Raw genomic sequence first — 20,367 nt, 5'->3', positions numbered from 1 at the left:
GCGCTGCTCGACGAGTTTGGTCAATACCCGAGCAGAACTGAGCATAGAAATGATTGAAGATGACGAGTAGTGTTCGCGGCGTGCTGGCAGAACGACGACATCAACTCATCCTGCGGGCCCTGCGCTCCGGCGGTCCCGCGGCCGTGACGGACCTTTCCGAGCAGCTCGGCGTAAGTCCCGCCACCGTCCGGCGCGACCTGCTCAGACTGGAGGAGGAGGGCCTGCTCACCCGGGTACACGGCGGCGCCGTCGCGGACGAGGGCGATCAGCCCTTCGCCGAGGTCGCCGAGGTGCGCGTGGCCCAGAAGGACGCCATAGCGGCGGCCGCCGCGGCGATGGTCGCGGACGGCCAGTCGGTGCTGCTCGACATCGGCACCACCGCCTTCCGACTGGCCCGGCAGCTGCACGGCCGCCGGCTCACCGTGATCACCAGCAACCTGGTGGTCTACGAGGAGCTCGCCGACGACGAGGGCATCGAACTGGTGCTGCTCGGCGGCATGGTCCGCCGCGAGTACAGATCCCTGGTCGGCTTCCTCACCGAGGACAATCTGCGCCAGCTGCACGCCGACTGGGTGTTCCTCGGGACCAGCGGAGTGCGGCCGGGCGGCCAGGTGATGGACACGACGGTCGTCGAGGTACCGGTCAAGCGAGCCATGATCAAGGCCGGTGAGAAGGTCGTCCTGCTCGCCGACGCGGCGAAGTTCCCGGGCACGGGCATGGCGAAGGTCTGTGGTCCCGAGGACCTGGACGTGATGGTGACCGACGCGCCGCTGGACGCGGTGACCCGTTCCTCCCTGGAGGAGGCGGGCGTACAGGTGGTCCTGGCAGGAAAGGCGGGAACAGCGTGAGGCTGACGATTCTGGGCGGCGGCGGGTTCCGCGTGCCGCTGGTGTACGGGGCGCTGCTGACGGACCGTGGCGAGGGGCGGGTGACGGAGGTCGTCCTGCACGATCTGGACGACAGCCGGCTGCACGCCGTCGCCCGGGTGCTGGCCGAACAGGCGTCGACCGTGGCCGAGGCCCCCCGGGTGACGGTGACGACCGACCTCGACGAGGCCCTGCGCGGCGCCGACTTCGTGTTCTCCGCGATCCGCGTCGGCGGCCTGGAGGGCCGCGCGGACGACGAACGGGTGGCGCTCGCCGAGGGCGTCCTCGGCCAGGAGACGGTCGGCGCGGGCGGGATCGCCTACGGCCTGCGGACGGTCCCCGTCGCCGTCGACATCGCCCGCCGGGTGGCCCGGCTGGCCCCCGACGCCTGGGTCATCAACTTCACCAACCCCGCGGGCCTGGTCACCGAGGCCATGTCCCGTCACCTCGGCGACCGGGTGATCGGCATCTGCGACTCCCCGGTCGGCCTCGGCCGCCGGATCGCCCGGGTCCTGGGCGCCGACCCGCGCGAGGCGTGGATCGACTACGTCGGCCTCAACCACCTCGGCTGGGTGCGCGGGCTGCGCGTCGGGGGCCGTGACGAACTCCCGCGCCTGCTCGCCGACCCCGACCTGCTCGGCTCCTTCGAGGAGGGCAAGCTCTTCGGCGCCGACTGGCTGCGCTCCCTGGGCGCGATCCCCAACGAGTACCTGCACTACTACTACTTCAACCGGGAAGCCGTACGCGCCTACCAGCAGGCCGAGAAGACCCGCGGCGCGTTCCTGCGCGACCAGCAGGCCCGGTTCTACGAGGAGGCCCGGGGCGCGGACGGCTCGGCGCTGAGCGCCTGGGACCGCACCCGTGCCGAGCGCGAGGCCACCTACATGGCCGAGAACCGGGAGACGGCGGGCGCCGGCGAGCGCGCGGCCGACGACCTGTCCGGCGGGTACGAGAAGGTGGCCCTCGCCCTGATGCGGGCCATCGCGCGCGACGAGCGCGCCACGCTGATCCTCAACGTGCGTAACCAGGGCACCCTTTCCGCCCTGGACACGGACGCCGTGATCGAGGTGCCGTGCCTCGTCGACGCCAACGGCGCCCACCCCGTCGCCGTCGCCCCGCTGCCCGAGCACGCCACCGGCCTGGTGTGCGCGGTGAAGGGCGTCGAGCGTGAGGTGCTGGCCGCGGCCGAGTCGGGCTCCCGCGCCACGGCCGTGAAGGCCTTCGCGCTGCACCCGCTCGTCGACTCGGTGAACGTCGCCCGACGGCTGATGGAGGGCTACGCCGAGGTCCATCCGGGCCTCGCGTACCTCGCGTAGCGCTTCCCCCGCCGTCTCACCTCGCGTAGCGCTTCCCCCGCCGTCTCACTCCCCCTGACCTCCCGGCCTCTCGGCCTCCGGCCGCCGGCTACCCGCTGTTTCCTGGAGACTTCCATGCACGACGAACGCCGCCGGATCGAGGAGCGCGCGGAGCGCGTCCACAACCAGCGCGTCAAGCCCGCCCTCTACGCGGCCACCGTCCCCTTCGAGGTCGAGGCTTGGCAGGCGCCGGGGGAGCCGGTCCCCTTCGAGGAGGCCGCCGCCGCGCCCTACGAGCCCTTCGCGATGGACACCCCCTGGGGCCCGCCCTGGGGCACGACCTGGTTCCGGATGCGCGGGCGGGTGCCCGCCGCCTTCGCCGGGCGGCGCGTCGAGGCGGTCATCGACCTCGGCTTCGTGGGCGACTGGCCCGGAAACCAGGCCGAGGCCCTCGTCCACCGGATCGACGGCACGCCCCTGAAGGCGGTCAACCCGATGAACCAGTACGTCCCGGTCGCCGACCCGGCGACCGGCGGCGAGGAGATCCACTACCTCGTCGAGGCGGCCTCCAACCCGGACATCCTGGCCGGCGACTTCGCCGCCCCGACCCCGCTCGGTGACATCCTGACCGCGGGCGACAAGCCCCTCTACACCTTCCGCCGCGCCGACCTCGCCGTCCTGGACGAGGAGGTCTTCCACCTCGACCTCGACCTCCAGGTGCTGCGCGAACTGATGCTGGAGCTCGGCGAGCACGACCCGCGCCGGCACGAGATCGCGCACACCCTCGACCGCGCCCTGGACCTGCTCGACCTGGACGACGTGGCCGGCTCCGCGACCGCGGTCCGGGCCGCGCTGCGGCCCGCCCTGGCCAAGCCCGCGCACGCCAGCGCCCACACCGTCTCCGGCGTCGGCCACGCGCACATCGACTCCGCCTGGCTGTGGCCGATCCGCGAGACCAAGCGCAAGACCTCGCGCACCTTCTCCAACGTCACCGCGCTCGCCGACGAGTACGACGACTTCGTCTTCGCCTGCTCCCAGGCCCAGCAGTACGAGTGGGTGCGCGACAGCTACCCGCGAATCTGGGCCCGGATCCAGGAGTCGGTGAAGAAGGGCCAGTGGGTGCCCGTCGGCGGCATGTGGGTCGAGGCCGACGGCAACCTGCCCGGCGGCGAGGCCATGGCCCGCCAGCTCATCCACGGCAAGCGGTTCTTCATCGAGCACTTCGGCATCGAGACCAAGGGGGTCTGGCTGCCGGACTCCTTCGGCTACAACGCCGCCTATCCGCAGCTCGCCAAGCTCGCCGGCAACGAGTGGTTCCTCACCCAGAAGATCTCCTGGAACCAGACCAACAAGTTCCCCCACCACACCTTCTGGTGGGAGGGCATCGACGGCACCCGCATCTTCACCCACTTCCCGCCGATGGACACCTACAACGCCTGCTTCAGCGGCGAGGAGATGGCGCACGCGGTGCGCAACTACAGCGAGAAGGGCGGCGCCACGCGTTCCCTCGCCCCCTTCGGCTGGGGCGACGGCGGTGGCGGCCCGACCCGCGAGATCATGGAGAAGGCCCGCCGGCTCGCCGACCTGGAGGGCTCGGCGAAGGTCGTCGTCGAACACCCCGACAGGTTCTTCGCGGACGCCCGCGCCGAGTACCCCGACGCGCCCGTCTGGGTCGGCGAGCTCTATCTGGAGCTGCACCGCGCCACCTACACCTCCCAGGCCCGCACCAAACAGGGCAACCGGCGCAGCGAACACAAGCTGCGCGAGGCCGAGTTGTGGGCGACCACCGCCGCGCTGCACGCGCCGGGTTACGCCTACCCGTACGAGAAGCTCGACCGGCTGTGGAAGACGGTGCTGCTGCACCAGTTCCACGACATCCTGCCGGGGTCGTCGATCGCCTGGGTGCACCGGGAGGCGGAGGCCGAGTACGCCCGGGTGGCCCAGGAGCTGGAGGTGCTGACGGCCGAGGCGGTCGCGGCACTGGGCGGCGGCGGGGCGCGCGTGTTCAACACGAGCCCGTACGACCGCGCCGAGGTGGTCCGCGCCGCCGAAGGCACGCCCGCGTACGTGGAGGTGCCCGCGAGCGGCAGCGCGCCGCTCACCGACGCCGAACCCCCGCAGCCGGTGACGGTCACGGGCCTGGTCCTCGACAACGGCCTGGTCCGGGTCGAGGTGGCGCGGGACGGCACCCTGTCGTCCGTGTACGACCTCCGGGCCCGGCGTGAGGTCCTCGCCGAACCCGGCAACCTGCTGCGCCTGCACACCGACCTCCCGAACTACTGGGACGCCTGGGACATCGACAAGCACTACCGCAACCGCTACACCGACCTGCTCGACGCCGACTCCGTCACGGTCGTCGAGACGGACCCGCTGCTCGGCTCGATCCGGGTGGAGCGGAGCTTCGGCAAGGGGTCGAGGATCGTCCAGACCATCACCGTCCGGGCGGGCAGCCCGCGCATCGACATCGAGACGGACATCGACTGGCACGAGGCCGAGAAGATCCTCAAGGCGGCCTTCCCGGTGGACATCCGGGCGCCGCACTCGTCCGCCGAGATCCAGTTCGGCCACGTCCAGCGGCCCACCCACACCAACACCAGCTGGGAGGCGGCCCGTTTCGAGGTCTCCGGCCACCGCTGGGTGCACATCGGCGAGCCCGGCTACGGCGTCGCGGTCGTCAACGACTCCACGTACGGCCACGACGTGACCCGCACGGTCCGCGAGGACGGCGGTACGACGACCACGGTCCGGCTCAGCCTGGTCCGCGCTCCGCGTGTCCCGGATCCGGGGGCCGACCAGGGCAGACACCGCTTCACCTACGCGCTGCTGCCCGGCGCGAGCATCGAGGACGCGGTCGCCGAGGGGTACGCCCTCAACCTGCCGCTGCGGGTGGCGGACGCGGCGGGCGCGCCGCGTCCGGTCGTCTCCCTGGAGGGCGACGACGACGGCACGCACGGCGTGACCGTGGAGGCGGTCAAGCTCGCCGACGACACCTCGGGCGACGTCGTCGTCCGTCTCTACGAGTCCCGCGGCGGCCGGGCCCGGGCGACCCTGCGCACCGGATTCCCGCTCGCCGGGGCCCAGGTCACCGATCTGCTGGAGCGCCCCCTGGAGGAAGCGGCCACCGACGGCGCCGACGGCGTCCCGGTCGAGCTGCGCCCCTTCCAGATCCTGACCCTGCGCCTGCGGCGCGCCGACGCCGGCCGATAGGAGCGCGGCAGCCATGCCCATGCAACCCTGGTTCACCGACGCCAAGTTGGGGATCTTCATCCACTGGGGGATCTACGCCGTCGACGGCGTCCAGGAGTCCTGGTCGTTCTACGACGACATCGTCCCGTACGACCGGTACATGTCCCAGCTGGACCGCTTCACCGCCGCCCGCTACGAGCCGCGCGAGTGGGCCGCCCTGTTCGCCCGCGCGGGCGCGCGGTACGCCGTGCTCACCAGCCGCCACCATGACGGCGTCGCCCTGTGGGACAGCGCCCACGGTGACCTGAACGTGGGGCGCGACCTGATATCCGGCTACGCCGACGCGCTGCGCGAGCAGGGCATCAAGGTCGGCCTCTACTACTCGCACTCCGACTGGAGCCACCCCGACTACGCCTCCACGCGCAAGCCCGGCCGGCCGCCGGAACTGGCGGACAACCGGTACTCCGAGGTCGCGGCCGAGTCCGAGGACCCGGACGCCTGGGAGCGGTTCCTGGCCTACCGGGACGGCCAGGTCCGTGAACTCGCCTCCCGCTACCGGCCGGACCTCTTGTGGTTCGACGGAGAGTGGGACCGCAGCGAGGAGCAGTGGCGCATCCCGCGGCTCGCCGCACTCGTCCGCGCCGAGGTGCCGGACGTGGTGTTCAACGCCCGCATGCTGAGCGAGGGCGACTACGCGACCCCCGAACAGGGCGCCCCCGTCGTCCCGCCCGAGGGCCCCTGGGAGCTGTGCCTGACGGTCAACGACTCGTGGGGTCACCAGCACCACGACCACCACCACAAGTCCGTCGACCAGTTGATCCGCTACTTCGCCGAGACGATCGGCGGCGGTGGCAACCTGCTGCTCAGCGTCGGACCCCGGGAGGACGGCACCATCCCGGCCGAACACGCCGAGCGGCTGGAGGGACTCGGCGACTGGATCGCCCGGCACGAGCGGGCGGTGTACGGGACCGGGCGCGGGCTGCCCGCGGGTCATCACTACGGCCCCAGCACCCTGTCGGCGGACCGCCGCACGCTGTACCTGATCCTCTTCGACGCCCCCCGGGCGGAGATCAACGTACGGGGTCTGCTCGGCTCGGTGCGGCGGGTCACGGTGCTCGGCAGCGGAGCCGAACTCGCCCACCGGATCACCGGCGGTCTGCACGAGACCCCCGGTGTGCTGTGGATCGAACCGCCCGCCGCGGCGGACCTCGACCCGCACGCCACCGTGCTCGCCGTGGAACTGGACGGGGAGTTGGAGCTGTACCGCGGGCCGGGGCGCTTCTGAGCCTTTCCCCTTCGGGTCGGCCGGTCGCCCCCCGTGACAGCGGCCGACCGACCCGAGCCCCCGTGCTCCCCCGTACCCCCGTGTTCCCCCGCGTCCTTCCCTCTTAAGAGCACGCGGCCCGCACCCTGATACACCCCGGGCGGAAAAAAGTCCCCCCGGACCCGAAAGCCCGGGGGGACGCGTGCCGTTCGGGTGCGCTCAGCCGGTGAAGCCGGCCGTGATGGAGGTGAACTGCAAGGTGCTCTGGTTGATTCCGGAGCAGTTGCTGACCACTCCGCCACCGGGGCACGGCCGGTCGCGGTTGACGGACCAGTAGGCGAGCCGGGCGATGTGGTGGGAGTTGGACCAGTCGCGGATCTGGGTCCAGATCGCCGGGGTGGTGTTCTCCTGCTGGTCGGACAGACCGTTCATGCCGGAGATGCCGATGTGGGCGTAGGCCGTGGCGTCGTCCCACCCGAAGGTGGACTTCAGCTTGGTCCTGAGTCCCTCGGTGGCGTTGACGGTGCTGCCGTACATGTCGGATCCGCCGCCGAAGTCGAACGGCATGATCGTGAAGACGTCGATGTCGGCGTTGAGCGCCTTGGCCTGCTCGATGAGCCGGTTGCCGTAGTAGGACGGGCCGGTGGTCGTGGTGCCGAAGGTGACGATCGTCTTCAAACCGGGGTTGTTGGCCTTGACGGTCTTCAGCGCGGTGAGGATCTTCGCCTGCACGGCCTCGTTCTCGAACTCGTCCGTGTTCTCGATGTCCATGTCGATCGCCTTGAGCGAGTAGGCGTCGATCACCTTCTGCAGGGCCCCGGCGAGGGCGCTCGCGGAGGAGCAGTTGGCGCCGAGCTTGCTGCCCTGCCAGCCGCCGAAGGACGGGACGATGTCACCGCCCGCGGACCGGATCTGGTTGATGACGGTCTGGTCGTTGCCGCCGGTGAGCGGACGGGCGCTGTCCCACATCGGGTTGCAGCCGCCGCCGTCCAGCATGAACGCCATCGTGTACCACTTGATCCCGGTCGAGCTCATCACCGAGGTCGCGCTGGGCGGGTCGCCCCAGCCGAGGTAGAGGTAGGGCGCCGCCTGCTTGAAGCCGGTGCCGCCGCCTCCGCCCGCGTTGGTGGTGACGCTCACGGAGTTGGAGGCGCCGGAGGTGTTCCCGGCCGCGTCCCGCGCCTTGACGGTGAAGGTGTACGCGGTGCTCGCGGAGAGGCCGCCGACCGTGGCGGTCGTCCCGGAGACGCTCAGCACCTGGCTGGAGCCGCTGTACACGTCGTACGCCGCGACGCCGGTGTTGTCGGTCGAGGCGCCCCAGGACAGGGAGACGCTGGAGGAGGTCTTGCCGGTGGACGTCAGGTTCGTCGGCGTGGTCGGGGCCTGGGTGTCGCCGCCCCCGCCGCCGCCCGGTCCGTCCAGGCTGATGTCGTCGGCGTAGTAGGTGCCCTGCGCGTACCAGCCGTGCGTGTAGATCGTGGCGCTCGTCTGGGAGGCGCCGGTGGTGAAGGGCACGGTCAGTTGGCTGTACGCCGACGGCGACGTGGTCCAGGTGGAGGCGCCGCCGTCCACGCCGAGGTAGACGTAGGAGCCGCGCACCCAGCCGCTGAGGGTGTACGCGGTGTTCGGCTTGACGGCGACGGTCTGGCTGCACTTGGCGTTGTCGCTCGAACTCACCGCTCCCGCGAGGGCTTTGGAGCCGCCGTGCACGGGGGAGGAGACGACCGAGCCGAGGTTCCCGGTACAGGACCAGGGCGACAGACTCCCCGATTCGAGGCCGGGGTTGGTGAGGATGTTGGCCGCCTGGGCGGTGCCGGGGAGGGCGACGGCCCCGGTGACGGCGAGCGCCACCGTGCCGAGCAGTGCGAGAAGGCGACGTCGGGAACGTACGAGAAGAGTGGGGCGCACGCGATCTCCCTGAAGAAATGGGGGTGTTCGGGAGTGCACAGAAGTGCGGAGAAGTGCCGAGAGGTGCGCGACCCAAGTTGGTATGGACCAATCACGGTGTCAAGATGCGACGTCATGATTGGTCCAGACCGGTATGAAGATGTGGCCGGGTGAGGCGGCGGGAAGCAGGCCCGCGGCTACGCCCGGACGTTGGCCGTGGCCCCGGCCTCCGAGGTGACGGGCGCGACCTGCTCCAGCGTCTGGGCCGGGACGGCCGGCAGCAGGTGCTCGGTCTCCTCGATCCGCTGCTGCGGCAGCGACACCGGCCGCAGCGGGCGCGGACCCGACACCACCGTGTAGTCCTGGCCGAGGAACGGCGGCACGATCTCGCCCTGGTCCTCGCCGAGCGCCAGCTGGACGGCGGCCCAGGGCGCGTTGACACCGCACAGGGACAGCTGGTGCAGCCCGCCGGCCGGACGGGTGTTGACGTCCATGAGGACCGGCCGGTCACCGAACATCCGGAACTGGATGTTGGACAGGTGGTGCAGCCCGAAACCCTCCGCGATCCGTCGCGCCGGCTCCAGCCACTGCTCGTGCAACGTGAAGCCCCGGCGGCGGCCGTTCTTGGTGCGCCCCACGGCCAGCCGGACGCGGTTGTCGGTGCCGGTCAGGCAGTCGACCGAGACCTCCGGCTCCTCCAGACGCGGCATCACCAGCCAGTCGACCTGCTCCTCGGCCCGCCGCAGCGCGTCCTCGACCACGTCGAGCGGCACGTACGGGCTCGGGAACCCGTTGAGGTGGACGAGCGAGAAGGGAGCGCGCGTGATGACGCGGAAGCCCACCCCGCCCGCGCCGGACGCCGGCTTGAAGCACGCCTTGTGCCCCGCCGCCTCCAACTCCTCGACCGCGGCCACCAGTTCGTCCGCCGTACGCACCCGCCACCACGGCGGCACGGGCACGCCGATCGCCTGGACCGCCTCGTAGGCGATCACCTTGTCGTGGAAGACGGCGACGGCCTCGGGCGTCGGCGCGAGCAGCGCCGTGCCGACCGCCGCGAAGTCGGCGCGGTGCGCCACGATCTCCGACTGGTGCAGGCGGGGCACGAACACGTCGATGCTGCGGCGCTGGCACTGGTCCAGGGCGTACTCGACGTAGGCGGCCGGGGACAGGCCCTCCGGCTCCAGATCGGCCGTGTCGGCGGCGGCCAGCACGGGCGAGTCCGCGTCGCCGTGCGTGGCATGGATCTCGACGGCCCGGTCGCTGGGATTTCGCCGCAGCTGATCCATGAAGAACACGTTCTCCGCGTACGTGCGGTTGAGCCAGACGCGTACGCGAGAGAGCATGCAGGCCGCCTTTCGAGGCTTTTCGGGCAGGGCGGAGCGGCCCGTGCCCGGGCAAGGTGGTTGGAGGTACACCAAACCGCCCTGTGCGAAGGGAAGTTCGTGGCGGTGGTGTTGGGGCGATCATACGGCTTGCCGAGGCCCTCGCGTGCAACGTGCGTGTTACGGATTTTCCGATGATGTGCGGCCAGGAGGTGTCATCCGGTATCCCGGTGCTGTCCCCGGCACCGGCGGGCCGCTCTTGTCCCCCGGACACGGATGTGATCTCGTGGTGCCGTTGGTGTGGCGTGCACGCGGGCGCAGACGCGGGCGCGGGCGACGGGGAGGCGAGAGGTGACCTCGACGGTCGGCGGTGCCGGACAACTGCTGGCCATCAGCGATCTGCACATCGGCTATGCCGAGAACCGCGCGCTCGTCGAGGAGATGCGCCCCGGATCCGACGCCGACTGGCTCCTGGTCGCCGGCGACGTCTCGGAGACCGTCTCCGACGTCCGCTGGGCTCTGAAAACCCTCGCGAGCCGCTTCCGCAAGGTCGTCTGGGCTCCCGGCAACCACGAACTGTGGACCCACCCGAAGGACCCCGTCACCCTGCGCGGGGTCGCCCGCTACCAGCACCTGGTCGAGGTGTGCCGCGAACTGGGCGTGACCACCCCCGAGGACCCGTACCCCGTCTGGGACGGCCCCGGCGGCCCGGTCGCCGTGGCGCCCCTGTTCCTGCTGTACGACTACTCCTTCCTGCCGGCCGGCTGCGCCACCAAGGAGGAGGGACTGGCGTACGCCCACGGCACCGGAATCGTCTGCAACGACGAGTACCTGCTGCACCCCGACCCCTACCCGAGCCGTGAGGCCTGGTGCCGGGCCCGGGTCGCCGAGACCGAGCGCAGGCTCGCCGAGATCCCGCCCGACCTGCCCACCGTCCTCGTCAACCACTACCCGCTGGACCGGCACCCCACGGACGTCCTGTGGCACCCCGAGTTCGCCATGTGGTGCGGCACCCGGCTGACCGCCGACTGGCACCGCCGCTTCCGGGTGGCGACCATGGTGTACGGCCATCTCCACATCCCGCGGACCACCCGGCACGAGGGCGTCCGCTTCGAGGAGGTGTCCGTGGGGTACCCCCGCGAGTGGCGCAAGCGCCCGCAGCCGCCGGGACGACTGCGCCGCATCCTTCCGGAGGAGGTCGTGGCCCGGTGATCGAGGAGTTGCTGCCGCGGTCGGTGGTCGTCGTGGAGGCGCACGGCGACGAGGGCACGGACGGGTCCGAGGAGGCGGCGCTGTACCCCGAGGAGGCCGCGGTCGTCGCGCAGGCCGTCGCCAAACGCCGCCGTGAGTTCGCCGTCGTACGCTCCTGCGCCCGCCGCGCGATGGAGAAGCTCGGCGTGCCGCCGCAGCCCGTCCTGCCCGGTGAGCGCGGAGCGCCGCGCTGGCCGGCCGGGCTGACCGGCAGCATGACCCACTGCGACGGCTACTGCGCCGCCGCCCTGGTCCGCGCCGGTGACCTGGCCTCCCTCGGCATCGACGCCGAGCCGCACCAGCCGCTGCCGGAGGGCGTCCTGCCCGCCGTGTCGCTGCCCACGGAGGAGGAGCGGCTGCGGCGGCTGACCGCGGAACACCCCGAGGTCCACTGGGACCGGCTCCTGTTCAGCGCCAAGGAGTCCGTCTACAAAGCATGGTTCCCCCTCACCGGACAGTGGCTGGAGTTCACGGAGGCCGACATCGACCTGCGGATCACCCCCGGCGGGCCGCCGCGCGGCACCCTGCGCGCCGAACTCCTCGTCCCCGGGCCGGTGCTGGGCGGCCACCGGTTGCGGCACTTCGAGGGCCGGTGGACCGTCCAGCGCGGTCTCGTGGCCACGGCGGTCGTGGTGCCGCACCCCTGAGCCCGCTCACGCCCGCGGGCACCAGGTGTGCAGCAACCGGAAGAACTCCGCCTCGTTCCCCGAGAGTCCCGCGTCCGCCAGCGCCCGCTCCGCCTCCGCGAGCACCCCGGGCGGCACCACGGCCGGCCGTCGGCCGTCCGGTGGACTCGCACCCGTGTCGTCGAAAGCGGCCCGCACGGTGTGCAGCAGCCGCAGATAGGCCTGTACGGCCGTGCGCTCTCGGTCGGTCGGTACGGCAGTGCGCATCGGTCGGCTCTCCCCACGTCGGCTTCGTCACCCCCGCGCCCCGTCGGCGCGTACGCCCCCGCACGGCGGCGCGAGTCCAGCTTGCCGCCCGGCACTGACAACGCGGCCGGAGCGCTCGCAGGGCCGCCCGCTTAGCGGCGGTGAAACCTCCCGGAAATCCAACGACGCACGACCGCTCTAAGCTGGGAGGAAGTGCTTTCTCAGGGTTGTCCGCCGCCGGCGCGCGGTCGGCGAATCGAGGAGGTGGGCGAATGGCCGACGCCTCACAGCCGCGTCCGGCGCGCACCGCACGACTGCGTTCGGTGGGCGACGGGGAACTGGAACTGCATTACCGGGTGGTGCACGGCTACCGCCGGGCCTTCCGCATGACCGGCGAGGGACCCGCGCTGGTGCTCGTCCACGGCATCGGCGACTCCTCGGCCACCTGGGCCGGACTGATCCCCGACCTCGCCCGCACCCACACGGTGATCGCCCCCGACCTGCTCGGTCACGGCGCCTCCGACAAGCCGCGCGCCGACTACTCGGTCGCCGCCTACGCCAACGGCGTGCGCGATCTGCTCACCACCCTCGGCATCGAGTCGGCGACCCTGGTCGGGCACTCGCTCGGCGGGGGAGTGGCGATGCAGTTCGCCTACCAGTTCCCCGAGCGCACCGAGCGGCTGATCCTGGTCAGCGCCGGTGGTGTGGGCCGGGAGGTCAACCCCGTGCTGCGGCTGGTCTCCCTGCCCGGTGCCGACCTGATGCTGTCGTCGCTGCGGCTGCCCGGCATGCGGCTCCCCCTCGGCCTCGCGGTGCGCCTGATGCGCCTGCTGGGCACCGACCTCGGCAGGGACGCCCCCGATCTGCTGACCCTGGTGGACGCGCTGCCCGACGGCACCTCGCGCAACGCCTTCATCCGCACCCTGCGCGCGGTCGTCGACTGGCGCGGCCAGGTGGTGACCATGCTCGACCGGTGCTATCTGACCGCGGGCATGCCGACCATGCTGCTGTGGGGCGACCGGGACAGCGTGGTGCCGGTCCGGCACGCGTACGGCGCCCACGAGGCGATGCCGGGCAGCCGGCTGGAGGTCTTCGAGGGCGCCGGTCACTTCCCCTTCCACAGTGACCCGGCCCGCTTCCTCGCCCTGGTGAAGGAGTTCACCCGGACCACCACACCGGCCCACTGGAGCCGGGAGCACTGGCGCGAACTGCTGATCGACGGACGGCACGCCCCGGACGGCGGCACCGGCCCCGGTGACCCCGGGCCGGACCGCGCCACGCAGCGTGACCTGCGCGAGGCGAGCGAACGCAGCGCCACCTGAGGTCGCCGGGACCGGTCATGGCCGGGCGCCGGGCCCTCCCGGCCAGGTCCCGTTCCGCGCGGCCGTCACGGTCGGCGTAGGCCGGCGACGAGGACCGCGACCAGCCGGCGCGCGTCGTAGCGGGTGTCGCTCTCGGCGCCGATGCAGAGGTTTCCGATGCCGCGCATGAGGTGGTAGGCGTCGAGGCCGGAGTGGATCTCGCCGGCCGCGGTGGCGGCGTCGAGGAGCTCGGCGCACACCGGCTGGAGGCGGTCGAGGAAGTAGGTGTGCAGCGCCTCGAAGCCGGTGTCGTCGGACTGCATCGCCGCGGCCAGGCCGTGTTTGGTGACCAGGAAGTCGACGAAGAGGTCGACCCACCGTTCCAGAGCGGCGTGGGGCGTCGGGCCGGCCGCCAGCAGGGCCGGGCCCGCCTCGGCGCAGGCTTCGACCTGGTGGCGGTAGACGGCGATGACGAGGTCCGCCCGGGTGGGGAAGTGGCGGTAGACCGTGCCCACCCCGACGCCGGCCCTGGCCGCGATGTCCCGCACCGGCGCGTCCACCCCCGAGGCGACGAAGGCCGCGGTGGCCGCCTCCAGCAGGGTCTGCTGATTGCGCCGGACGTCCTTGCGCCGGGTGTCCTTGGGCGGGACGGCCGCGGGCCGGGTGTCCTCGGGCCGGGTGTCCTCGGGCCGGGTGTTCTCGGTGCGGGTGTCCTCGGGCTGGACGTCTTTGCCCAGGACGTCCTTGTCCTGGGTTTCCCCGCGCCGGGATCCGGACGCGCTCGCCTGCCGGTTGCCGTCGTTCACCGCGACGCTCCTTCATGCTGTTGCAAAGCGGAACAGTGTTCCGTATTGTTGTCGGAACGAGGTTCCGTTTCGTCCATGATGGCAGACCGGGGCGCCGCCCACCACGGCGCCGTCCGACGGTCGCGCCGTCCGGCGGCCGGGCCCCTCACCGGACCACACGTGTGAAGACCCCGAAAGGGAGGATCCCCATGTCCGACTCGAACGCCTTGAACGCGCCGCACCCCACCGAGCTGCCCGCCACGGTGATATCCGCGAAACCGGTCGTCCTGCCCGCGCCGGGCCGCGGCGAGGACCTCCAGGTCCGCGTGTCCGCCCCCGCGACCGGAGCCGACCTGCCCGTCATCGTCCTCTCGCACGGCTTCGGCTCGTCGATGAACGGTTACGCCCCGCTGGCGGACCACTGGGCCGCCCACGGCTTCGTGGTCGTGCAGCCCACCCACCTCGACTCGCGGACCCTCGGCCTTCCCGCCGAGGACCCCCGCACGCCCCGGATCTGGCGCCTGCGCATCGAGGACCTCACGCGCGTACTGGACGGCCTCGGGGTCCTGGAAGCCGCCCTGCCGGGCCTCGGCGGGCGCGTCGACCGCGGCCGCGTCGCCGTGGCCGGCCACTCCTGGGGGGCCCAGACCGCGAGCGCCCTGCTGGGCGCGCGCGTCCTGGATTCCGACGGCGTCCCCGGCGAGGATCTGTCCGACCCCCGCGTCACGGCGGGCGTCCTGCTCGCGCTGACCGGCCTGGGCGACGAGCTGACCCCGTTCGCCGCCGAGCACTTCCCCTTCATGAAGCCGTCCTTCGCCACCATGACCGGCCCGGCCCTCATCGTGGCCGGAGACCACGACCGGTCCCCGCTGTCCACCCGGGGGCCGGACTGGTTCACCGACCCCTACACCCACAGCCCGGGGAACAAGAGCCTGCTCACGCTGTTCGAGGCGGAGCACTCGCTCGGTGGCATTCCCGGCCACGAGGTCGCCGAGACGACGGACGAGAGCCCCGCGCGCGTGGCCCTGATCCAGCGCCTCAGCACGGCCTACCTCCGTACGGCGCTCTCCGACGGGGGCCAGGACGGCAGCTGGCGGGCGGCGGTCTCCGCGCTGGAGGACGACCCCCGGCCGCTGGGGAAGCTGCAGAGCAAGTGAGCGAGCCCGCTTCCGGCTCCGGAACGATCCGGAGATCCTGGAAGGACAGGCCATGATCCTCGGCACCGGAGGTCTCGGCATCATCGGTTCCCAGAGCAGCTCGCCGATCACCTCCTCGCCGGACGCGGCGCACCGCACCTGGTCCTCGACATCGGCCGCCTCCAGGACCACACCGGCCACCAGGCCCCGTACGACACCGAACGAGCCGCCGCCGACTGCATCGCCTGGCTGCGCGCGGGCCACGAGCGCTGAGCGGGCCGGGTCAGCCCTGGGGCCCCAGGTACCCGAGCGACGCCTCGATCCGGCCCGCGAGGTGATCCCTCGGCACCGGTCCGCGTAGCACCGAACCCGCCATCCAGGTACGGCACTTGCTGGCGAGCAGCAGGCCGAAGGCCTCGGCGTCACGCTCCTCGGCCTGGTCGAAGCGGGTGCGCGCGGCGACCGCGCGGACGGTCGCCCGGAGGTCGGCGCCGTCGCCGTCGCCGAGCAGGCGCGCCGCGACCACCGTGCCGTCGACGTGGTGGCCGCAGTGTCCGGCCTGCATGTGCCACAGCTCGTGTCCGAGGATCACCAACTGGTGGTCGGGGGCCGTGCGTTCCTCGACGACGACCAGGTCCTGGTCGGTGAGGTCGACCCACAGTCCGCTCGCCGTGCCGGCCGGGAAGGCGGCCGTACGGAACCGCACCGGGCGGCCGCGGCGCCGGCTCATCGCGTCGCACAGCGCGGCGTACAGGTCGGCGGGCGGCAGCGGCGCGGCGGGTGACAGCTCCGCGACCAGCTCGCCGCAGAGGCGGCGCATGTTCCTGGCGATGCCCACAGTTCTCCCCCCGATCACGACTCGGGCCGCTTGACGCTCTCCAGGAGCATGTCGAGCCACTCGGCGACCTTGTCGCGGTGCTGATCGGTGGGCAGCTGCGCGGCCCGCCAGGCGATGCCGCGGACGCCGTGGTCCTGGAGGAGTCTCTCCAGCGGGTCGTCGGCCTCGGCCGCGACGGAGGCCTCCCGTTCGCGGTCGGCGAGCTTCTGCAGGAGGTCCTGCTCGGTGTGCTGGAGGGCACCCGCGAGCGCCTCGGGGTCCTCGGCGGTGAGGAAGCCCGCGTGCACGCGGAAGAAGCGCTGGAGGGCGTCGCAGTGCTCCATGGTGGGCCGCCGGTCGCCGTTGATGAGGGCGCCCGCCTGCTGCCGGGACATGCCGGCCCCGTCGGCGATCTCCTGCTGGGTGTACCTGCGGCCGTTGGGCTTGAGCCGGGTGCGGCGCAGCAGGTCCAGCCGTTGCAGGAAACGCGCCTGGACGTCCGGCTCGCCCGCGGGCCGGCCGCTGAGCAGCGCCCTGACGACGACCTCGGGTACGCCGGAGGCCACCGACAGGCGGCCGGTGCGGAAGACCTCCGCATGCGCCACACCGAGCCGGTCGGCGAGCGCGGCGACACGGGCGACGACGCCGGGCAGCACAGACGTCGCCGCGGCGTCCGGAACCTCGAAGCCATCCGACACCGACAGTTCTCCTACGTCTCTCACAGACCTTTCACGAGCGTGCGCGCCTCTCCGGCGGTCACCGTGAACTGCCCGGAGATTAGCCCGTGGTTCGAACTCGCATCCAGGTCTCGCCACAACTGTGGCCAATTTCAGCCGTCAACGAGCATGAAATGCCACGATAGTTGACACGCCTCGCGTCTGGGCAGCAGGATCAGGGCGCCGCGTGAAGGCCGCAGAGGCAAGAGGGGTGACCTCCCGATGGCGTATCAGGCAGGAGGGCAGCGGTCGGCACCGCGGCCCGTCCCCGAGAGTCCCGAGGCCCGGGCGTACCTCCAGGACTACGCCGTGCTCCTGGAGTCGAGCCCCTTTCCGTCCCTGGTCGTCGACCACGCGTGGGACGTGGTCCTGGCCAACGCCGCTTTCGCGTCACTTTTCCGGGACGTCGGCCCGCACCCGACGGCGATGCCGGGTGACAACTTCCTCAGGTTCGTGCTGTTCCACCCGGACGCGGGCACGGTCCTCGGCGACCACGAGTCGAGCTGGTGCCTGCCGATGCTGGCGCACTTCGAGGCCGCAGTGCAGCGGCACGGCCACGACCTCGGCCTCCAGGCGATCCGCAGGGACATCGCCCAGGACCCGATCATGGACGCGGCCTACCGGCAGGGCCTGCCGCACTGGATCCGCGCGGTGGGCGAGGGTGCGCTGGAGCACGACGGGGCGGTCCGCCCGCTGCTGCACCCCGATCCGCGCTGGGGCGCCACCGACTGCCGTATCGTCGCCGAGACGCCCAGGAGCCTCCACGGCATGGGCTACAGCCGCCTGACGATGGTTCTGCGGGAGAGCCGCCGCGCGGCGCCCGCGCCCCGGCGGCCGCGCCGCGCGGCGGCCCACCTCACCGTGGTGCCGTCCCCCGAGTCCTGACCGGGCACCGCCGGCGTTCAGGTCGCCGACGGCGCTTCGGTCAGTGAGCTTCCCGCACCCGCGCGCGTCACGGCAGCGCCGGGGCTGCCCGCGACCGCGTCCCGCCCCGCCGGATCCGCCGGGGCGCCCACAGGGCCGGTCTCCTTCCGGAGGGCGGGCCGCCCCCGCGCGGGCAGATCCATCCCCGGCCGTCCCCGGTGCCGGACTCCCGCAGACCCATCCCTCCCTCCAAGCTCAAGCTCCCCCTCTCGTGCAAGTCACTTGCATGCACTTGCGCTAAACTTGCGCTCATGACGCGACGACTTGCTGAAGTGGCGAAGAAGGTCGGGGTCAGTGAGGCCACGGTCAGCCGGGTGCTCAACGGCAAGCCCGGCGTCTCCGAACCCACCAGGCAGGCGGTGCTCTCCGCCCTGGACGTCCTCGGCTACGAACGGCCCACCCAACTGCGCGGTGAGCGCGCGCGGCTCGTCGGTCTCGTGCTGCCCGAGTTGCAGAACCCCATCTTCCCGGCGTTCGCCGAGGTGATCGGCGGCGCGCTCGCCCAGCTCGGCCTGACGCCCGTGCTGTGCACCCAGACCAAGGGCGGTGTCTCGGAGGCCGACTACGTCGACCTGCTGCTGCAGCAGCAGGTCTCCGGCGTCGTCTTCGCCGGCGGCCTCTACGCGCAGGCCGACGCGCCCCACGACCACTACCGGTTGCTCGCCGACCGCAACATCCCCGTGGTCCTGGTCAACGCGGCCATCGAACACCTCGGCTTCCCGGGCGTCTCCTGTGACGACGCCGTGGCCGTGGAGCAGGCCTGGCGGCATCTGGCCTCGCTGGGGCACGAGCGGATCGGGCTGGTGCTCGGGCCGGAGGACCACGTCCCCTCGGCCCGCAAGCTGGCCGCCGCCCGGGCGCTCGGCGAGCTCCCCGACGAGCATGTCGCGCGCGCCATGTTCTCCCTCGAAGGCGGCCAGGCCGCCGCCAGCCGGCTCATCGACCGCGGAGTGACCGGCATCGTCTGCGCCAGCGACCCGATCGCCCTCGGCGCGGTGCGCGCGGCCCGCCGCCGGGGACTGCGGGTCCCGTCCGAGATCTCCGTGGTCGGCTACGACGACTCGGCCTTCATGAACTGCACCGAGCCGCCCCTGACCACCGTCCGGCAGCCCATCGAGGCCATGGGCAGGGCGGCGGTGGAAGTGCTGAACGCGCAGATCGGCGGCAGTCCGGTCCCGGCCGAGGAGCTCCTGTTCGAGCCGGAGCTGGTGGTGCGGGGTTCGACCGCGCAAGCACCCCGGGACTGAGATCCCGAAGAACCACGACGCTGTCAAATAATTACAGACTCTGCGCGACATCTTGCGAAGAGATGTCGCCGGTGCTTGAGTGTGCGGCGCCAGCACGGTGGGGACGCAGCCCGCCGCCGTGGGGTTTCCTGCTCCTGCCATGAGGGGTCCACCGATGACACGCACCGGGTTCCGTCGTACCTTCGTCGCGCTCAGCGTCTGCTCCCTTGCCCTCACCGCCTGCGGGTCGAACGACGACGACTCGGCGAGCGGCAAGACCCGTATCACCGTCAACTGCATGCCGCCCAAGAGCGCCAAGGTCGACCGGACCTTCTTCGAGGCGGACGTCGCCGCCTTCGAGAAGAAGAACCCGGGCATCGACGTCGTCGCGCACGACGCCTTCCCCTGTCAGGACCCGAAGACGTTCGACGCCAAGCTCGCCGGCGGCCAGATGGAGGACGTCTTCTACACGTACTTCACCGACGCCAAGCACGTCGTCGACATCAGCCAGGCGGCCGATCTCACTCCGTACGTCAAGGAGTTGAAGAGCTACGACACCATCCAGCAGCAGCTGCGCGACATCTACACCGTCGACGGGAAGATCTACGGCGTACCGCGTACCGGCTACTCCATGGGGCTCATCTACAACCGGGCGCTCTTCGAGAAGGCCGGCCTCGACCCCGACCAGCCCCCGGCGACCTGGGACGAACTGCGCGCCGACGCCAAGAAGATCGCGGCACTGGGCAACGGCACCATCGGGTACGCCGACTACAGCGCGCAGAACCAGGGCGGCTGGCACTTCACCGCCGAGCTCTACTCCCAGGGCGGCGACGTCGTCAGCGAGGACGGCAAGAAGGCCACCGTGGACACGGCCCAGGGCCACGCGGTCCTGCAGAACCTGCACGACCTGCGCTGGACGGACAACTCGATGGGCAGCAAGCAGCTCCTCGTCATCAACGACGTCCAGCAGCTGATGGGCTCCGGCAAGCTCGGCATGTACCTCTCCGCCCCCGACAACATCCCGATCCTGGTGAAGGAGAAGGGCGGCAACTACAAGGACCTGGCCCTCGCACCGATGCCCGGCGGCCAGGGCACGCTGATCGGCGGCGACGGCTACATGTTCAACAAGAAGGACACGCCCGCCCAGATCAGGGCCGGCCTGAAGTGGCTCGACCACATGTTCCTCACCCCCGGAGCCGGCTTCCTCGGCGACTACGCCCGCGCCAAGAAGAACGACGCCCCGGTCGGCCTGCCCGAGCCGCGCCTGTTCACCGGTGCCGCCGACGCCAAGGACCAGCAGGTCAAGAAGGACAACGCCAACGTTCCGGTGGAGAACTACCAGGCCTTCCTCGACGGCAACCAGAGCCTGAAGATGAAGATCGAGCCGCCCAACGCCCAGCAGATCTACTCCGTCCTCGACGGCGTCGTCTCCGCCGTCCTCACCAAGAAGGACGCGGACATCGACCAGCTCCTGAAGGACGCGTCCGGCAAGATCGACGGCATCCTGGCACGAGGCTGA

At 71.7% G+C, this 20,367-nt stretch carries 17 protein-coding genes; 11 read left to right on the top strand and 6 right to left on the bottom strand.

Annotated features, from left to right (window positions below; genetic code table 11):
• The first annotated feature begins 80 nt into the window (after positions 1-80).
• The 4 genes from ACWCQK_RS01970 to ACWCQK_RS01955 all read left to right on the top strand — a co-directional run bounded on the left by ACWCQK_RS01970 (position 81) and on the right by ACWCQK_RS01955 (position 6,632).
• On the top strand, positions 81-848 hold the full coding sequence (locus tag ACWCQK_RS01970; protein WP_451151774.1) for a DeoR/GlpR family DNA-binding transcription regulator: 768 nt from the start codon (positions 81-83) through the stop codon (positions 846-848).
• Entirely contained in the window at positions 845-2,182 is a 1,338-nt protein-coding gene (locus ACWCQK_RS01965; RefSeq protein WP_451150806.1) for a 6-phospho-beta-glucosidase, read from the top strand. The genes ACWCQK_RS01970 and ACWCQK_RS01965 overlap by 4 nt, the downstream gene beginning before the upstream one ends.
• Positions 2,183-2,296: 114 nt before the next feature.
• Positions 2,297-5,368: an alpha-mannosidase gene (locus tag ACWCQK_RS01960; protein ID WP_451150804.1), complete on the top strand. Its 3,072-nt coding sequence runs from the start codon at positions 2,297-2,299 to the stop codon at positions 5,366-5,368.
• 13 nt (positions 5,369-5,381) lie between these two features.
• Positions 5,382-6,632 carry an alpha-L-fucosidase gene (locus ACWCQK_RS01955; protein ID WP_451150802.1) on the top strand — a complete coding sequence of 417 codons (1,251 nt, stop codon included), beginning with the start codon at positions 5,382-5,384 and terminating at the stop codon, positions 6,630-6,632.
• 198 nt (positions 6,633-6,830) lie between these two features.
• Here ACWCQK_RS01955 and ACWCQK_RS01950 read toward each other — a convergent pair whose 3' ends face one another.
• Positions 6,831-8,519, bottom strand: a complete 1,689-nt coding sequence (locus ACWCQK_RS01950; protein WP_451150800.1) for a carbohydrate binding domain-containing protein — start codon at positions 8,517-8,519, stop codon at positions 6,831-6,833.
• Between the two features lie 176 nt (positions 8,520-8,695).
• On the bottom strand, positions 8,696-9,841 hold the full coding sequence (locus ACWCQK_RS01945; RefSeq protein ID WP_451150798.1) for an ATP-grasp domain-containing protein: 1,146 nt from the start codon (positions 9,839-9,841) through the stop codon (positions 8,696-8,698).
• Positions 9,842-10,171: 330 nt separating this feature from the next.
• Between ACWCQK_RS01945 and ACWCQK_RS01940 the strand changes: the two genes are divergently transcribed.
• On the top strand, positions 10,172-11,032 hold the full coding sequence (locus ACWCQK_RS01940) for a metallophosphoesterase family protein (protein WP_451150796.1): 861 nt from the start codon (positions 10,172-10,174) through the stop codon (positions 11,030-11,032).
• Positions 11,029-11,718, top strand: a complete 690-nt coding sequence (locus ACWCQK_RS01935; RefSeq protein WP_451150794.1) for a 4'-phosphopantetheinyl transferase family protein — start codon at positions 11,029-11,031, stop codon at positions 11,716-11,718. Before ACWCQK_RS01940 ends, ACWCQK_RS01935 begins: the two co-directional genes overlap by 4 nt.
• A gap of 6 nt (positions 11,719-11,724) precedes the next feature.
• Here the strand turns inward: ACWCQK_RS01935 and ACWCQK_RS01930 are convergent, their stop codons facing one another.
• On the bottom strand, positions 11,725-11,964 hold the full coding sequence (locus ACWCQK_RS01930; protein ID WP_451150792.1) for a hypothetical protein: 240 nt from the start codon (positions 11,962-11,964) through the stop codon (positions 11,725-11,727).
• Between the two features lie 251 nt (positions 11,965-12,215).
• Between ACWCQK_RS01930 and ACWCQK_RS01925 the strand changes: the two genes are divergently transcribed.
• Complete coding sequence (locus tag ACWCQK_RS01925) at positions 12,216-13,265, top strand: alpha/beta fold hydrolase (protein ID WP_451150790.1); 1,050 nt, start codon at positions 12,216-12,218, stop codon at positions 13,263-13,265.
• Positions 13,266-13,330: 65 nt separating this feature from the next.
• Here ACWCQK_RS01925 and ACWCQK_RS01920 read toward each other — a convergent pair whose 3' ends face one another.
• Positions 13,331-14,050 (bottom strand): TetR/AcrR family transcriptional regulator, encoded by a 720-nt coding sequence (locus ACWCQK_RS01920; protein WP_451150788.1) that lies wholly within the window; start codon positions 14,048-14,050, stop codon positions 13,331-13,333.
• 188 nt (positions 14,051-14,238) lie between these two features.
• On the opposite strand from ACWCQK_RS01920, the gene ACWCQK_RS01915 reads away from it, so the two are divergent.
• On the top strand, positions 14,239-15,186 hold the full coding sequence (locus tag ACWCQK_RS01915; protein ID WP_451150786.1) for an alpha/beta hydrolase family protein: 948 nt from the start codon (positions 14,239-14,241) through the stop codon (positions 15,184-15,186).
• Between the two features lie 262 nt (positions 15,187-15,448).
• Here ACWCQK_RS01915 and ACWCQK_RS01910 read toward each other — a convergent pair whose 3' ends face one another.
• Together ACWCQK_RS01910 and ACWCQK_RS01905 are read right to left on the bottom strand one after the other, a co-directional pair.
• Entirely contained in the window at positions 15,449-15,985 is a 537-nt protein-coding gene (locus ACWCQK_RS01910; RefSeq protein WP_451151772.1) for a toxin-antitoxin system, toxin component, read from the bottom strand.
• A 32-nt stretch (positions 15,986-16,017) separates the two neighbouring features.
• On the bottom strand, positions 16,018-16,680 hold the full coding sequence (locus ACWCQK_RS01905) for a helix-turn-helix domain-containing protein (RefSeq protein WP_451150784.1): 663 nt from the start codon (positions 16,678-16,680) through the stop codon (positions 16,018-16,020).
• Positions 16,681-16,920: 240 nt separating this feature from the next.
• Between ACWCQK_RS01905 and ACWCQK_RS01900 the strand changes: the two genes are divergently transcribed.
• The 3 genes from ACWCQK_RS01900 to ACWCQK_RS01890 all read left to right on the top strand — a co-directional run bounded on the left by ACWCQK_RS01900 (position 16,921) and on the right by ACWCQK_RS01890 (position 20,367).
• Complete coding sequence (locus ACWCQK_RS01900; protein WP_451150782.1) at positions 16,921-17,583, top strand: MmyB family transcriptional regulator; 663 nt, start codon at positions 16,921-16,923, stop codon at positions 17,581-17,583.
• Positions 17,584-17,873: 290 nt separating this feature from the next.
• Entirely contained in the window at positions 17,874-18,869 is a 996-nt protein-coding gene (locus ACWCQK_RS01895; RefSeq protein WP_451150780.1) for a LacI family DNA-binding transcriptional regulator, read from the top strand.
• Between the two features lie 154 nt (positions 18,870-19,023).
• Entirely contained in the window at positions 19,024-20,367 is a 1,344-nt protein-coding gene (locus ACWCQK_RS01890) for an ABC transporter substrate-binding protein (RefSeq protein ID WP_451150778.1), read from the top strand.

Source organism: Streptomyces sp. NPDC002306 (assembly GCF_053593435.1).
Note: the sequence above shows the minus strand (reverse complement) of the source record. Positions and strands in the feature narration are given on the sequence as shown.

Bases quoted from the DNA above. Each gene is read 5' to 3' on its own strand.
- ACWCQK_RS01890 (WP_451150778.1), top strand. From the start codon at position 19,024: ATGACACGCACCGGGTTCCGTCGTACCTTCGTCGCGCTCAGCGTCTGC.
- ACWCQK_RS01925 (WP_451150790.1), top strand. From the start codon at position 12,216: ATGGCCGACGCCTCACAGCCGCGTCCGGCGCGCACCGCACGACTGCGT.
- ACWCQK_RS01945 (WP_451150798.1), bottom strand. From the start codon at position 9,841: ATGCTCTCTCGCGTACGCGTCTGGCTCAACCGCACGTACGCGGAGAAC.
- ACWCQK_RS01955 (WP_451150802.1), top strand. From the start codon at position 5,382: ATGCCCATGCAACCCTGGTTCACCGACGCCAAGTTGGGGATCTTCATC.
- ACWCQK_RS01960 (WP_451150804.1), top strand. From the start codon at position 2,297: ATGCACGACGAACGCCGCCGGATCGAGGAGCGCGCGGAGCGCGTCCAC.
- ACWCQK_RS01930 (WP_451150792.1), bottom strand. From the start codon at position 11,964: ATGCGCACTGCCGTACCGACCGACCGAGAGCGCACGGCCGTACAGGCC.
- ACWCQK_RS01895 (WP_451150780.1), top strand. From the start codon at position 17,874: ATGACGCGACGACTTGCTGAAGTGGCGAAGAAGGTCGGGGTCAGTGAG.
- ACWCQK_RS01910 (WP_451151772.1), bottom strand. From the start codon at position 15,985: ATGCGCCGCCTCTGCGGCGAGCTGGTCGCGGAGCTGTCACCCGCCGCG.
- ACWCQK_RS01915 (WP_451150786.1), top strand. From the start codon at position 14,239: ATGTCCGACTCGAACGCCTTGAACGCGCCGCACCCCACCGAGCTGCCC.
- ACWCQK_RS01900 (WP_451150782.1), top strand. From the start codon at position 16,921: ATGGCGTATCAGGCAGGAGGGCAGCGGTCGGCACCGCGGCCCGTCCCC.